Origin of the sequence: Antarctobacter sp., assembly GCF_034670325.1 — a bacterium.
Taxonomy (GTDB): Bacteria; Pseudomonadota; Alphaproteobacteria; order Rhodobacterales; family Rhodobacteraceae; genus Antarctobacter.
Genome location: NZ_JAXMNR010000010.1, coordinates 136,795 through 150,322 on the forward strand (window position 1 = coordinate 136,795; position 13,528 = coordinate 150,322).

At 59.2% G+C, this 13,528-nt stretch carries 12 protein-coding genes and 1 tRNA gene; 11 read left to right on the forward strand and 2 right to left on the reverse strand.

The features are described from left to right. The first annotated feature begins 278 nt into the window (after nt 1–278). From VOI21_RS21355 to VOI21_RS21375, 5 genes are all read left to right on the forward strand, one after another. Nucleotides 279–905: a thermonuclease family protein gene (locus VOI21_RS21355; protein WP_323771986.1), complete on the forward strand. Its 627-nt coding sequence runs from the start codon at nt 279–281 to the stop codon at nt 903–905. Between the two features lie 121 nt (nt 906–1,026). Continuing rightward, complete coding sequence (locus tag VOI21_RS21360) at nt 1,027–1,419, forward strand: hypothetical protein (RefSeq protein ID WP_323771987.1); 393 nt, start codon at nt 1,027–1,029, stop codon at nt 1,417–1,419. A 114-nt stretch (nt 1,420–1,533) separates the two neighbouring features. Next, on the forward strand, nt 1,534–2,694 hold the full coding sequence (locus tag VOI21_RS21365; RefSeq protein WP_323771988.1) for an abortive infection family protein: 1,161 nt from the start codon (nt 1,534–1,536) through the stop codon (nt 2,692–2,694). A 176-nt stretch (nt 2,695–2,870) separates the two neighbouring features. After that, nucleotides 2,871–4,475: an RNA-directed DNA polymerase gene (locus tag VOI21_RS21370; protein ID WP_323771989.1), complete on the forward strand. Its 1,605-nt coding sequence runs from the start codon at nt 2,871–2,873 to the stop codon at nt 4,473–4,475. Nucleotides 4,476–4,533: 58 nt separating this feature from the next. Then, on the forward strand, nt 4,534–5,217 hold the full coding sequence (locus tag VOI21_RS21375; protein WP_323771990.1) for a hypothetical protein: 684 nt from the start codon (nt 4,534–4,536) through the stop codon (nt 5,215–5,217). Between the two features lie 406 nt (nt 5,218–5,623). Here the strand turns inward: VOI21_RS21375 and VOI21_RS21380 are convergent. After that, a tRNA-Ser gene (locus VOI21_RS21380) sits at nt 5,624–5,711 on the reverse strand. 212 nt (nt 5,712–5,923) lie between these two features. On the opposite strand from VOI21_RS21380, the gene VOI21_RS21385 reads away from it, so the two are divergent. The 5 genes from VOI21_RS21385 (at nt 5,924) to VOI21_RS21405 (ending at nt 11,566) form a co-directional block, all read left to right on the forward strand. After that, nucleotides 5,924–6,838, forward strand: a complete 915-nt coding sequence (locus tag VOI21_RS21385) for an SPOR domain-containing protein (protein WP_323771991.1) — start codon at nt 5,924–5,926, stop codon at nt 6,836–6,838. Between the two features lie 104 nt (nt 6,839–6,942). Beyond that, a complete protein-coding gene (locus tag VOI21_RS21390; RefSeq protein ID WP_323771992.1) occupies nt 6,943–8,415 on the forward strand; it encodes a hypothetical protein in 1,473 nt (490 codons plus the stop codon). Between the two features lie 192 nt (nt 8,416–8,607). After that, nucleotides 8,608–9,777 carry a D-alanyl-D-alanine carboxypeptidase family protein gene (locus VOI21_RS21395; protein ID WP_323771993.1) on the forward strand — a complete coding sequence of 390 codons (1,170 nt, stop codon included), beginning with the start codon at nt 8,608–8,610 and terminating at the stop codon, nt 9,775–9,777. Then, nucleotides 9,774–10,421: a dTMP kinase gene (gene tmk, locus VOI21_RS21400; RefSeq protein WP_323771994.1), complete on the forward strand. Its 648-nt coding sequence runs from the start codon at nt 9,774–9,776 to the stop codon at nt 10,419–10,421. Before VOI21_RS21395 ends, tmk begins: the two co-directional genes overlap by 4 nt. After that, nucleotides 10,418–11,566 (forward strand): DNA polymerase III subunit delta', encoded by a 1,149-nt coding sequence (locus VOI21_RS21405; RefSeq protein ID WP_323771995.1) that lies wholly within the window; start codon nt 10,418–10,420, stop codon nt 11,564–11,566. The genes tmk and VOI21_RS21405 overlap by 4 nt, the downstream gene beginning before the upstream one ends. A 138-nt stretch (nt 11,567–11,704) precedes the next feature. Here VOI21_RS21405 and VOI21_RS21410 read toward each other — a convergent pair whose 3' ends face one another. After that, nucleotides 11,705–12,769, reverse strand: a complete 1,065-nt coding sequence (locus tag VOI21_RS21410) for an Mrp/NBP35 family ATP-binding protein (protein WP_323771996.1) — start codon at nt 12,767–12,769, stop codon at nt 11,705–11,707. Between the two features lie 234 nt (nt 12,770–13,003). On the opposite strand from VOI21_RS21410, the gene VOI21_RS21415 reads away from it, so the two are divergent. Next, entirely contained in the window at nt 13,004–13,222 is a 219-nt protein-coding gene (locus VOI21_RS21415) for a DUF1127 domain-containing protein (RefSeq protein ID WP_323771997.1), read from the forward strand. Nucleotides 13,223–13,528: the final 306 nt, after the last annotated feature.

The following is a 13,528-nucleotide window of genomic DNA, read 5'->3' on the forward strand; positions in this document are numbered from 1 at the left end:
GGCTCGGAGCCGAACCCGGGTGCGTCGCAGCATCGGCGACGCTCGGCGCTGCAGCAGCCGTAAGGAACGGCCCATTGCTGCCGTTCGTCAATCACCTCTGATGCTGCGACGCGGCCCGTCATTCCGGACTTTCGCTGCAGCTGACCTATCCATTGCAGGACGAGCGGCGAGCCGGGAAGCACCTAACAAATACAATCTCTTGGCAGATCGATGATGTTATCGCTTACTCCCTTTGCAATCCGTTTGCCCTGAGGGGCGCCGCCTCGTACAGTTCAGCCATGTTGAAATTTCTTTTAAGAGCGCTGTTCAAGCCGACCTACCGGCCTAAGGTCAAACCAAACAGGAAACCTGTTAGAGAAACGCTTGCCTATAAGGCAGGTCGCAGCATCACCGCGTCTTCCGCGCAACCAAAAACGCCACAGTCTGGTGCGCCAGCAAGGGGCGAGGCGTTTGATGCAGCGACCGCTCACTCAGTCACGCTGCCGCGCGTGCTGGAAGGGCCAGCCTACGTTACAGACGGTGACACAATTACGATCCAAAAGACCCAAGTGCGCCTTTACGGGATAGACGCGCCGGAACTCCATCACCCCTACGGCAAGAAGGCCAAGTGGGCCATGGTGCGTCTGTGTAAGGGCCATAGTATACGCGCCGAAATCACTGATGAAGACGAATATGGCCGCACAGTTGCAAAGTGCTTCCTGCCCGATGGTCGTGATCTATCCGAGGAACTGGTTAAGCAAGGACTCGCTATCGACTGGCCAAAATTCTCAGGTGGTAAATACAGCAATCTTGAGGTCGCAGGCATCCGCAAGAAGCTTTGGCTTGCCGACGCACGCCAAAGGGGCCGCATGCATGTTTGGGAAAAGTTTGACGCGCGAAAGAATGGTGAAAGCAAGGAAAAGTGAAGAACCGGCCCAAACCTGCCGTCCAACCTCACCGCGAGCGCTGCATTGCAGCTTCCCTGAAGCAGACACTGCACGAAAAGTAGTGTACCTAATTGATCTCAGTAGAAAAATGGAGAATTCGTTGGCAGCTTCTGATCAAGACAAGTTGGACGAAGCGAAAGAACGGTATTTGGAAGCAAAACAAGATATCGAGGACTTCCGGCTTAAGATTGCACATACAACGTGCCCATTTTCGAATGGCGACGTCGTCTCGGTCATGCGTGGCGATCGACTTATCAAATTCGTTGTTGAACACATTTGGTATGCAACTGACTCGTCTGTCGGTGGAGAGTTGTTGAATCCTGTTGTCGGGGCGGCGACTGGATGGACCGTTTCGGGCCCAAAAATCCGAAAATCAGATGGAAAGCCGGGAAAACACCAGTCTGCAATCAACAGCTTAGACTTCCATCTTGAGGGCGATGTTTGGGTTCAACACAAGCCAACTTTGTCAGAAATTCTTGGTGTGACCGAGTAGCTGTCTGGACATTACTTCCGTCCGATCCGCATACTCTGTAAGCTGTTTGTGGAAGATAGAAAATTAGTCAGTCTCTGCCAGCAGCGACGGCTTTGACCAAGCCAGCAGGACAGAATGGAAAACGATACTTTTGCAATACTTCTCAAAGCTCTCCGAGCTGAATTAGCATCGGCAATAGCGAATTTTAAGGCTTATGATGTTCCTGTGATATGCAAGCGGATTGGGTTGTCTGAGGGTTCTGAGGAAGAAGCTTTCCAAAGCAAGCACAAGTATGCGCAGAAACGGATTGCAGGTCTGTCAGCCGATGAACTTTTAAAAAGTGCGCGATTGCTTCATGCCGAACAAGGCGGATACGCACTTGGAGATGTGCTTGCAAAGGTTGATGATCTGAAAAGCCGTCCAATTACAAAACTGACAAGGCGGCGTCTTATCAAGCTCTTTGATGGCCAACCGCTGGCAACCGAGGTTGAACATATGGATTTAATCCGCTCCGTTTGGCCTATCGGAAACATGCCAGCGGGTAACGGCATTCACTATGAAAACCTTGAAGCTTTTTTGGTGCAGCACTCCGTCAGAAATGATGATCTGACGCAGCAGGAATTGATGGAAAGCCTTGGCCTACTGGAGTGCTCCACATCACGACTCTTCAAGTTTCTCGAAGCGGTCACCTCAGCTGAGTATCAAGCTGTGAATAGACAGATCGAGTTGGCCGAAGCGATAGATCAGCTTTTACGTCACGACGGATATGCATTGGTCGAATCGGGAACAATTTCTGGGTCACCTGTGTTCAAAGTGCGCGATATTCCAGATGGAAGCCCGTCTGACAATGAAATATCAATGGCGATAAAGAACTTTGAAACAAGTCAGGTAAGTCCGCGCTGGCAAGCTGCGCTTAAAAGCAGGTCTTCTGACCCAGAGCGTTCGATCACGCTGGCACGGACTTTGCTGGAGGATGTCTGCAAATGGATATTGCACGAAGCTGGGGATGGTTGGGAGGAGGCTGATGACTTGCCAGCTCTTTACAAGAAAACAGCGAAGGTTTTAAGCCTTGCCCCTGATGATCATACAGAGCAAATTTTTAAGCAAATACTGGGTGGCTGCCAATCGGTTGTCAGTGCGCTAGGCGCGCTACGCAACAAGCTAGGTGATGCGCACAGTATTGGTCCCAAGCGCGTGCGCCCCGCCGCCCGACATGCTGAGTTGGCCGTGAACCTTGCAGGAACAATGTCAACGTTTCTAATTGCAACGTGGGCTACCAAGAATGACAAAACCTGAGAAATGGGTCTCAGCAGCTTCATTCATAACTTCGACCTGTTGCTGAGCCAGCTCAGACGCTGGACTTCTGCTGTGTGGGCTTGCAGGATTTTTAGGAGGACATGTCTTTCTAAGAAGGAAAGCGGCTCCAAAATGGATATTAAAGGGCAATCAATGCAGGTTTCACGAGACCACTTTTGCAGGCCGCTAAAGAAATTGGTCAAAGCGGTGAAAACGACACTCTCCCATATGATATCGATGCAGGCTTTATTCGAGATAAGGCTGACGAGCCTTCCGATATCTGCTTCAACTTGTTTCAGATGATAAATGAGAGAAACCCGAAAAACGCTGTTGGATATGTGAATGAACTAACTGTTGGATCGGAGAGGCTACTGGCTCCTTCTGGGTCTAATGGTTTTAGAATTACAACAAAAATACACCCGCTCTGGAATCTATATTTGAATGGGCTTGGAATTGCTATCGCCGAAGCCAACGAGGGAAATCGCAGCACGAGGGTTCATTCCTATAGGTTCGGCGGTGAAGCTCCATCCTTTTTCGATCGTTCTAAGTCTTGGCGTACCTATAAAGAGGCCACTCTCAAGGAACCCGCGTTAAATGAAGTAGGTTCCGTTGTCGTACAAACAGACATTTCCAGCTTCTATGAGCACATTTACCATCATCGACTTGAGAACGTCATCAGAGATTTAGGTGATTCAAATTCAACTGTTGCTGCGCAAATTGATCGTATTTTGAGTAAGCTGGCGGCTGGCCGTTCCTTTGGACTACCAGTTGGCGGCCAGTGCGCGCGCGTCCTTGCAGAAGCAATGATGACGCCCATTGACAGGTCACTATCAGATGCAGGCATCGTATGGCATCGCTTCGTTGATGATTTCACTCTGATCTGTAACTCACAACAAGAAGCATACAAGGCACTTTCAGTACTTTCTCACTCACTTGCTGACTATGGCCTTTTGCTCAATCGAACCAAAACGACTACTTTGAGTGCCAAACACTACATTGACTATGTCGCTGCTCAACTGGGCGAAGGTGAAGATGCTAGTATGGCACTTCGAGAGCTGGATTTGCATTTTGACCCATACTCTGACACAGCACAGGGCGAATATGAACAGCTCAAGAAATCGTTTGAAGAGATTGACGTCCAATTTCTGTTAGACCTTGAAAAAGAGAAGTTGCAGCCCGACAGTTTTGTGCTTGCACAGATTGGGCGAGCGTTGAAATTGCAAGAGCCGAAGGTAGCAGCACAACTCTGTGCCACTTTGCTAGAGCCAAAAAATCTCGATTCATTTCGTGCCTCATGGTCTAAGATAATGCGAGGCGTTTATTCTGTTAGAGCCAATGATGATTTTGAACCTGTTTTCGAGCAAATAGACAGCTTGCTTGATCTACTACCTACTTCAGTGCCACACCTACTGATGCCAGAGGCGAACAACCTGCATTTCCTACGTGCGATACGCTTCACACGGACGGATGCAAGAGGGGCATACGTTAGGAGTGTCTTCGACTCGAGCTCATCTTCGACAGTCAGGCGCGCATGTATCGACTGCTGGCGTCACTGGCGTGATCGTGCGAGCTTTATTCGTTTGAGGAACCAATGGGAAAACCTGAGCCCTGACGAACAAAGGATGCTCTGGGTTGCAGCCGGGGATTTTGGTGACGAGGGTGAAAAATCGAGAAATCAGCTGCGACGGTCTCTTTCGCGGGCTTGGCACCTCGGTTTTGAGCCGGACAAAGGACAAACATTTGCATCTGTCTTTGTGAAATGGACCGAAAATGGCGCTTAAAAGGCTCCCATTCCGAGACCCAAGGACGGTTGCGCGGGACATCCCTGGCGTACTAGATATGCTTTTTCCTCGGCTCAGTGGAGGGCTCGTTGCTTCGCTGAATCGGAAAGCATTCTCATTTGAAGGTTTAGAGCCAGTATCGCATGAAATGGTTGATCAAAGTCAGCTTCAAAAGGCGATGCTGTTTGAGATTGCTGTTGCGCGGGCCGAGCACATTCTGACTGGAGAACTTAGTCCGGAATGGGAAGGAAGTATTCAAATCGCAGCAAAACGTCAGAGTAGACATTTCGATGCAAAGGTTCCCGGCGAGGTAACTGATAGCGACAAGTCAGTCGCAGAACATGCAGCACAAAACCTAGTTGCAATGTTGCACAGCGTGCAGGAACAACATCCCGGCAGTCAGCTTGAGGCTAGTCCCCTTATTCCTGGGATGGGATGGATTGCGTCAGGGAGAGGGGACTTCTCGCTTGGAACAATTTTGATAGAGGTAAAACATACCGGCCGAAACTTCGGTTCGGGCGACTTTCGGCAAATTCTTATGTACTGGATCTTAAAGTATGCTGGGGCAATCGAGCATGAGATTGACGTCTGGTCGGATTGCCTTCTCCTAAACCCAAGGCGTAACTCCGCACTTCTCGTCAACTTCGACAGGCTGCTTCAGTCTGCTTCCGCCAGTTCCAACCGAGTCGAACTGTGTGAACTTTTGCGATCAATCGTGGGATATGATTTGGAGCGAAGATAACTGCTCTGAATGTCCGCTACCGCGGAGAGTACCCTGAGACTCGCGCTTACAGCGAATGTCCGAATCCCGTCCTTCGTGCGGTGTCTGCCCAAATGCTGCGCTGCGGAAATTCTGGTGCTATGCTACGTCCGACGATCAGCGAATGTTCGATTTCCGTTCCATCTCAGCGAACACGACTCCGGTCGAAGTGTTCTGATGGCATCTCCAGAAAACAGCTTGGTTTCAATATCTTGCAAGAAATTCACCAAATCGGCGCAGTCATGAGGTCCGGAGAATATCGGGCTAAGAGAACAGATTTTGAGGCAGCCGCGGGCACGGCAGTGTTCAGCCTAGCCCGCAAACCCCTTTGAAAACACGCAAAAATCCGGCCGCAGCCGGATGGGGAGAACGCTTTCGCGGCGGCAAGTGGCGGAGGCTCAGGGATTCGAACCCTGGGAGGCTTTCACCTCGCCGGTTTTCAAGACCGGTGCATTCGACCACTCTGCCAAACCTCCGTGGCCGACACCGTTACCCCCCCGCGCGCGATTCTAAAAGCACTCAACCGAAAATCCGCGCAGTCTCGCATTGCAGGCTTTCCATGTGACGCCTGACAGGGTATCTTTCACATCAAAAGGGCCGTCAGAGCCCTCATGAGGCAGTGCGCGACCGGGAAAACCCGGCGCTCGTCCGGGTTCGCCCGTGGCGCCAAAAGGGCAAGAGGCAAAACATGAGCGGTATCTTCTTCCATCCTTCGCGGACGATTCGTCTGTCCACAGTGGGCATCGCCCTGCTTTTGGCCTCGGGCTGTGCCGACGGCCAGATGCCCGGGTTTCTCAAACCCAAGACCGGCGGCGAAGAGGTTGTCTCGCGCGCCAGCAGCACCGACACACGCGGCACCCCGCGCGACGTCGAAGCGCCTGAGGTTTTTGAGGCGAAAGAAGCGGGCCTTTGGGACGGACGCCCCTCGCTGGGCGGCGTCTGGGTCGCACATCCCGATGCCAAGGACCCCGAGCGCGTCATCATCCGCAACCAGCAAAACGGCAAGTTCGTGATCGGCGCGCTGTTCCGCAAGGAGCGCGAAACGCCGGGACCGCGCCTTCAGGTCTCGTCAGACGCCGCCGCCGCACTGGGTCTTCTGGCCGGTCAGCCGACCAATCTGGACGTGGTGGCCCTGCGCCGCGAAGAAGCCCCCGAACCCGAAGGGGCGGACCCTCTGGCCGACACCACGGCCCTGACACCCGGTGCCGTCCCCCCCGCCCCGGATGTCAGCGCCACGGCGCTGGACCCGGTCCTCAACGGGGCCGCCACCGCCATCGACGGGGCCACCCCGACACCGCCCAAGGCCCGCCCCGAAGCGGCAGCAAAACCCGCAGCAGCGCCGGCCAAACCCGCCACAGATGCGTCGAAACTGGGCAAGCCCTTTATCCAGATCGGCATCTTCAGCGTCGAACAGAACGCCAAGAACACCGCCACGTCGATGCGGCAGGCGGGTATGGTGCCGACGATCAAGACCCATTCCTCGAAGGGCAAGACCTTCTGGCGCGTTGTCGTCGGACCGGCCCAGTCCAAGACAGAGATGGCGACCCTGCTGAAAACCATCAAGGGCAACGGCTTTACCGACGCCTATGCCGTGACGGACTGACAGCCGCCCGCCAACCCTGACCTTGATGCGCCACAGCCGCCGGGATCAATGTGATTGACCCCGGCCTGTGCTGACGCCCACCGACATCGGAAGCACTTAGCGAAATGCCGACGTTTCCCAGCACCATTCGCCCGCGCCTGTGGCCCCTGTTTGTATCCGCCCTGACCCTACTGGCACCCCCCGCAGCGGCGGCGGAATTCGAGGTTCTGAACGCCCATCCCGAAGGGTGCAACGTCATGGTGTCCGGGCAGATCAGGGACGGCGACCGCGACAGGCTTGCGCAGGTGATCCCCCGCAGCGACGACCTGTTCGACCACACCGGCAGCCCGATCACCCTGTGCCTGAACAGCCCCGGCGGCAGCCTGCTCGAAGGGCTGGAGATCGCCGCCTACCTGCGCGGCACCGGGATCCGGTCTCATGTGGCGGCGGACCACAACTGCCTCAGCGCCTGCGCGCTGGCCTTTCTGGGCGGAACGCAATTCTCTGTCGAAGACGGGTTGATCCCGAACCGGGGCCGCAGCATCCATGCGCGCGCCGTTCTGGGATTTCACCGCCCGCAACTGGACACCTCCAGCCGACAATTTTCAGACGCCCTGATCCACTCTGCCTTCGACACCGCCGTTCGCGCCACCGCCTTGATCTTTGCCAGTCTCGATGACCTGCGGATCACCCGAAAATTCGCGCTGTCGTTCTTTGACGTCGAAGACGGCGGTTTCTACTATATCGACACCGGCTTTCGGGTGCATGAACTGGGCGTGGACGTAACCGGCCTTGGCCCCCTGCCCGCGCGCATCCCGGACGAAACGGTTCGCAGGATCTGCCAGACGACCTATCCCGACATCAACCCGGCCAGATACGCCGACGGCTATGGCGTGTTTCAGTTTCAGAAGGACTGGACCATCGATCTCCCCACCGGCGACGGAACCGTCCAGACCACCGCCTATGTGGTCCTGACCACTGGCGAGGGCACACTTAGTTACGACGCCTGCCTGCTGAAGTGGGATGCAAACGATGCGATCGGATACCCGCCGCCGCTGTCCGTGCAGTACCTGCCCGACATGGGGTCTGACCTCGGCAACTACTCCAATCCCCAACCACCCAGCGCCGACCACCTCCGCAGTATGGCCGAAAAAGATCCATGGGCATGGCAGGGCTTGCCCCCGGTGCTGGCCTCGCCTCCGGATAGCCCGCTTGCGCACCTTGCCGGGCCCGCGTCAAACCTCACCTTTAACCGCGACCCCGGCCACGCCTGTGCGCCGCTGGTCGCCGGGTACAAGGTCGCCTACGTCACCGCGTTTTCCAACCTGCGCGCCAGCCCCGGTTTTGACAAACCCGTTGTGCTGGAGGTTCCCAAGGGCACCCGCGTCCTCCCCGTCGACCACAGCCTGAGCGCAACAGTGGTCCTGTCAGACGCCTGTTCCCAAACCTGTAATCCCGCAAAGGCCGGATATTTGGCGCCCGATCTGTCTGATCGCGTTCGGCAATGCAGCTTCACCAATATGATCTGGTGGCTGGTCCGCACCCCCGAGGGTGTCACCGGCTGGATGAGCAGACGGTTTCTGACTGCCGCACCCTGAACCCGCCAGACCAGACCAGACCTGACCAGACCAGACCAAACCGGGCCAGACCAGATCGGGCCAGACCAGACCGACCCCGGCCTGACCATGCACCGGCGGCACCATTTCGCCGCCCCAACGGCCGGGACGGGCTGGCAACCGACGGCGCTTCATGGTGTAATCCGCAGCAACCGAGCAGACCGGAGACTCGACATGAGCTTCATCCCACGCCGCCTCCTTTTGGGCGCCGCCTTTCTCGCGCTGACCGCATCGGCGGCGCTGGCGTTCGATACCCGCGCCCGCGCGGCCTTTGTTCTGGACCAGACTACCGGCACGGTCCTTCTGGCCAAAAATGCCGACGAAGCGCTGCCACCGGCCTCCATGTCCAAGCTGATGACGCTCTACATCGCGTTTGAGGCGCTCCGCGACGGGCGTCTGCAACGGGACGAACGGCTGCCGGTCTCGGCCCACGCCATGTCCTTTGGCGGTTCCACCATGTTTCTCGACACCACGGACCGGATCAAGGTCGAGGACCTGCTGCGCGGCGTCATCGTGCTGTCCGGGAACGACGCCTGCGTCGTGCTGGCAGAGGCCCTGTCGCCCGATGGCACCGAAGGCGGCTTTGCCCATCTCATGACCCAGCGCGCCCAGCAGCTTGGCATGACCTCCTCAACCTTCAAGAACGCCTCGGGCTGGCCCGCGCAGGGCCACGCCATGTCGATGCGCGATCTGGTCCTGCTGGCAAATCGCATCATCACCGATTTCCCCGAATTTTACCCGATGTTCTCTGAGCGGCGCTTTGAATTTGATGGCCGCGCGCCCTCGAACGTCAACAACCGCAACCCGCTGCTGGGTCTTGGCATCGGTGCGGACGGTCTGAAAACCGGCCACACCCAAGAGGCTGGATATGGCCTTGTCGGCAGCGCCACCAATGGCAACCGCCGCGTGGTTTTCGCCATCACCGGACTGGACAGCACCCGCGCCCGCGCCGAAGAGGCGGAATCCATCGTCAACTGGGCCTTTCGCCAGTTCGCCGAACAGACCGTCGTGACCAAGGGCAAAAGCGTCGCCACCGCCGAGGTCTGGATGGGCTCTGCCGATGAGGTGCATCTGGTCGCCGAAAAGGACGTGACACTGCTGCTGCCCACCATGACGGCGGGCGGCATCAAGGCAGAGGTGGTCTATACCGGCCCGATCGAGGCACCGGTGACCAAGGGCCAGAAACTGGCCGAACTGATCATCCAGCCCGACGGCCTGCCGGAAACCCGCGTGCCGCTGGTCGCCGCCGACAAGGTGGACGCGGGCGGCTTTGTCGACCGGATCATGACCGTCAGCGGCCTGCTCATCAAACGCTTCTCCGAAGACACCGGGGACGCGATGTGAGTGAGGCAACCAGGCCCTCGCCCGGCCTTTTCATCAGCTTCGAGGGCATCGACGGATCGGGCAAATCCACGCAGGCGCGCCGCCTGTTCGAGACCCTGCGCGACAGCGGCCATGACGCCCTGCTGACCCGCGAACCCGGCGGCAGTCCGGGGGCCGAGGAAATCCGCGCGCTGGTCCTGCAAGGCGACCCGGACCGCTGGTCCGCCGAAACCGAACTGCTGCTGTTCACCGCCGCCCGCCGCGACCACCTTGAACGGGTCATCCGCCCGGCGCTGGACGCGGGCCGCGTGGTGATCTGCGACCGCTTCGCCGACTCGACGCGCATGTATCAGGGCCGCGGCGGCCTGCGCGCCAAGGTCGACGCGCTGCACGCGCTGATGATCGGGATAGAGCCAGACCTGACCCTGCTGGTGGACATGCCCGCAGAGGCGGGCCTCTCCCGTGCCAAGGCCCGCGCCACCGCCGAAGAACGGTTCGAAGATTTCGGCCTCGCCCTGCAACAACAGATGCGCGACGGCTTTCTGGGGCTGGCGCAGGACCACCCCGCCCGCTTCCGCGTGATCGACGGCAACCGCACTGTCGACACCGTCGCCTCCGACATCCTGACCACCGTCACCCCGCACCTGCCGGTCTGCCCGGCATGAGCGATCTCGCCGAGCTTCCCGAACCGGACCGCCTGAGCGGCGCGCCGCACCCGCGCCACACCACCCGCGTGATCGGCCAGACCGAGGCAGAACACACCTTTCTGACCGCCTTCACCTCGGGCCGCCTGCACCACGGCTGGCTGCTGACCGGCCCGCGCGGCACCGGCAAGGCGACGCTGGCATGGGAGATCGCGCGCTTTCTGCTGGCAACACCCCCGGCGCAGGATGACGGCCTCTTCGGCGCGCCACCACCGCCGCAAGACCTGCACATCGACCCGGAACACCCGGTCGCCCGGCGGATGCGCGCCCTGTCGGAACCGGGCCTGTTCCTGTTGCGCCGGGGCGGCGCCGGGTCCACCGACACCGAACGCGACAAGGCGCTGAAAGAGGGCCGCTTCTCCGACGCTATCCGCGTCGACGAAATCCGCAAACTTCACGCCTTTTTCGGCCTCTCGGCAGCGGACGGCGGTCGCCGCGTCGTCATCGTCGACAGCGCCGACGAAATGACCAATCAGGCCGCCAACGCCCTTCTGAAAATGCTCGAAGAGCCGCCCGCCCGCACAACCTTGTTGCTGCTCAGCCACCAGCCCGCGCGCCTGCTGCCGACAATCCGCTCACGCTGCCGCACCCTGCGCCTGGCCGCCCTCGGACCGGACGACATGGCCCGCGCTCTGACACAGGCCGGGGCAGAGGTCACCCCGAATGACGTCGCCCCCCTGACCACCCTCGCCGAAGGATCGGTCGGCGCGGCCATGCGCCTGCTCACCCTCGACGGGCTGGCGCTCTACCGCGAAATCCTGAAACTGCTCTCCGGCCTGCCCGCCCTCGACCGCGCCGCGCTGCTATCTCTGGCCGACAGCTGCGCGGGCAAGGGCAAGGAGCAGCGGCTGGATCTGGTGCTGACACTGGCCGACCAACTGGCCGCCCGCCTTGCCCGCACCGGCGTTACCGGCCACCCGCCGCCCGAAATCCTGCGCGGCGAAGGGGATATGCTGACACGCCTCGCCCCCGATCCGGCAGCGGGCCGCCGCTGGGCCGAGGTGTCGCAAAAGGCAGGCGACCGCGCCCGCCACGCCCGCGCGGTCAACATTGACCCGGCGGCGCTGATCACCGACCTGTTCCTGCACCTGCAACAGGCGGCCTGAAACGCCCTGGCACCACGCCCTGACATCATGGGGCGGACCAACACGCCCCGCCCCAGCTTCTTCTTGGTCCAAATACTCAAACCCGCGCCGCAGGCGCGCCAGCACCGGCAGCGATCAGACGATCCCGCCCGGCAGGGATCAGACGATCCCGCCCTTGATCAGCCGGTCCGCCAACTGCGCATAGGACTGCGCCATCGCACTGTCGCCCAGCGCAATCGGCTGGCCGCCATCGCCGCCCAGCCTTGTGTCCAGATCAATCGGCAACTGCGCCAACAGCGGCACCCCCATCTTCTCGGCCTCCGCGACCACGCCGCCATGACCAAAAATATGGCTGTCCTTGCCGCAATGCGGGCAGGTGAACACCGCCATGTTCTCGATCAGCCCCAGCACCGGCGTGTTCAGCGTCGCAAAAGCGTCCAGCGCCTTGCGCGCATCCAGCAGCGCCACGTCCTGCGGGGTCGAGACCACAATCGCCCCCGCCACTTCGGATTTCTGGCACAGCGACAGTTGCACATCCCCGGTCCCCGGCGGCAGGTCGACGATCAGCACATCCTTGGTGCCCCAATCCACCTGCATCAGCATCTGTTGCAGCGCCCCCATCAGCATAGGCCCGCGCCAGACCACCGCCTTGTCCTCGGCCAGCATCGACCCGATCGACATGACCGTGACGCCATGCGCCTCCAGCGGGATGATCGTCTTGCCGTCCGGGCTGGCCGGCTTGGCGGTCAACCCGAACATGCGCGGCTGGCTGGGGCCGTGAATATCCGCGTCCAGCAGACCCACCCGTTTGCCCGCCCGCGCCAAGGCCACCGCCAGATTGGCAGAGACGGTGGATTTGCCCACCCCGCCCTTGCCAGATCCAATGGCAAGGATCGTCTTGACGCCTGCGGGCTTCATCACGCCTTCTTGCGGCTTGGCGTGTCCGCCCACCTTTAACTGTGGTGGGGCCTTGCCGCCGGTTGGCGCACTCAGCACCACATTGGCCGAGGTAACGCCCGCGACCGAGCCTGCCGCCCGCTCGGCCACTTGCCGCAACGGCTCCATATGCTGAGCCATCTCGGCGCTCGGCGCTTCGATGACAAAGCGGACAACCCCCTGATCGACCCGCAACGCCCGAATCATATCCCGAGAAATCAGGTTTCCGCCGTCCGGCAATTCCACCCGCTTCAGCGCCGCTTCGACGGCATTCTTGATTTCAGACATGAGTCTTCCTTGTCTCTTTGCCATTCCGGGTGGCGATGACCTAACGGCAACACAACCCAAATCCCTCATTCTGCGTATCCATAGTGCGCTATGAGAAAAAATGAACATCATTCATATGCGATTTCTGCATAGCAGCATTGCCGCTCCGGCTATTGTGCAGTTGCAGCATTTGCCTCATGTTTAGCGCAACCAAACGAATACAAACTCGAACGCAAACACTGAGGCATCGAAACAATGGCACTTGCAACTGCGAACATCACCAAAGCCCAAGGCGGTTTGGGCGCACGTATTGCCAGCTTGATGGAGACCCTGCAGACGCGCTCCGCACGTCGCAAAGTCTACCGCGAGACCTACCGTGAGCTGGCGGCTCTGAGCAACCGGGATCTTGCCGATCTTGGCCTTGCACGCAGCGAAATCGGCCGCATCGCCTGGCAGGCGGCCAACGAAATCTGAGGATACAGGCCGGAGCGTCCTCCTCCCTGCTCCGCCTGAACCGGCGCCGACCCTCTCCTCCTCCCTTGAGGGTCGGCGCTGCTAACAAAAGGGGCGCAAGCCTCGAAAGAATGCGGGATCTCCTCCCAATTGACCCGCAGACAAAGCGGCGGCACCTCTCCTCCTCCCTGGTGTCGCCGCACTGAAATTCCCGGGTCACGACGACCCGAACGCAATGTGCGGTCCCTCTCCTCCTCCCTGGGACCAAACATTCGCGGCGGTGCCTCTCCTCCTCCCTGGCACCGCCGCACGCTCTTTCCGGGTCAC

Bases quoted from the DNA above. Each gene is read 5' to 3' on its own strand.
- VOI21_RS21355 (WP_323771986.1), top strand. From the start codon at position 279: ATGTTGAAATTTCTTTTAAGAGCGCTGTTCAAGCCGACCTACCGGCCT.
- VOI21_RS21365 (WP_323771988.1), top strand. From the start codon at position 1,534: ATGGAAAACGATACTTTTGCAATACTTCTCAAAGCTCTCCGAGCTGAA.
- VOI21_RS21375 (WP_323771990.1), top strand. From the start codon at position 4,534: ATGCTTTTTCCTCGGCTCAGTGGAGGGCTCGTTGCTTCGCTGAATCGG.
- VOI21_RS21385 (WP_323771991.1), top strand. From the start codon at position 5,924: ATGAGCGGTATCTTCTTCCATCCTTCGCGGACGATTCGTCTGTCCACA.
- VOI21_RS21390 (WP_323771992.1), top strand. From the start codon at position 6,943: ATGCCGACGTTTCCCAGCACCATTCGCCCGCGCCTGTGGCCCCTGTTT.
- VOI21_RS21395 (WP_323771993.1), top strand. From the start codon at position 8,608: ATGAGCTTCATCCCACGCCGCCTCCTTTTGGGCGCCGCCTTTCTCGCG.
- VOI21_RS21405 (WP_323771995.1), top strand. From the start codon at position 10,418: ATGAGCGATCTCGCCGAGCTTCCCGAACCGGACCGCCTGAGCGGCGCG.
- VOI21_RS21410 (WP_323771996.1), bottom strand. From the start codon at position 12,769: ATGTCTGAAATCAAGAATGCCGTCGAAGCGGCGCTGAAGCGGGTGGAA.
- VOI21_RS21415 (WP_323771997.1), top strand. From the start codon at position 13,004: ATGGCACTTGCAACTGCGAACATCACCAAAGCCCAAGGCGGTTTGGGC.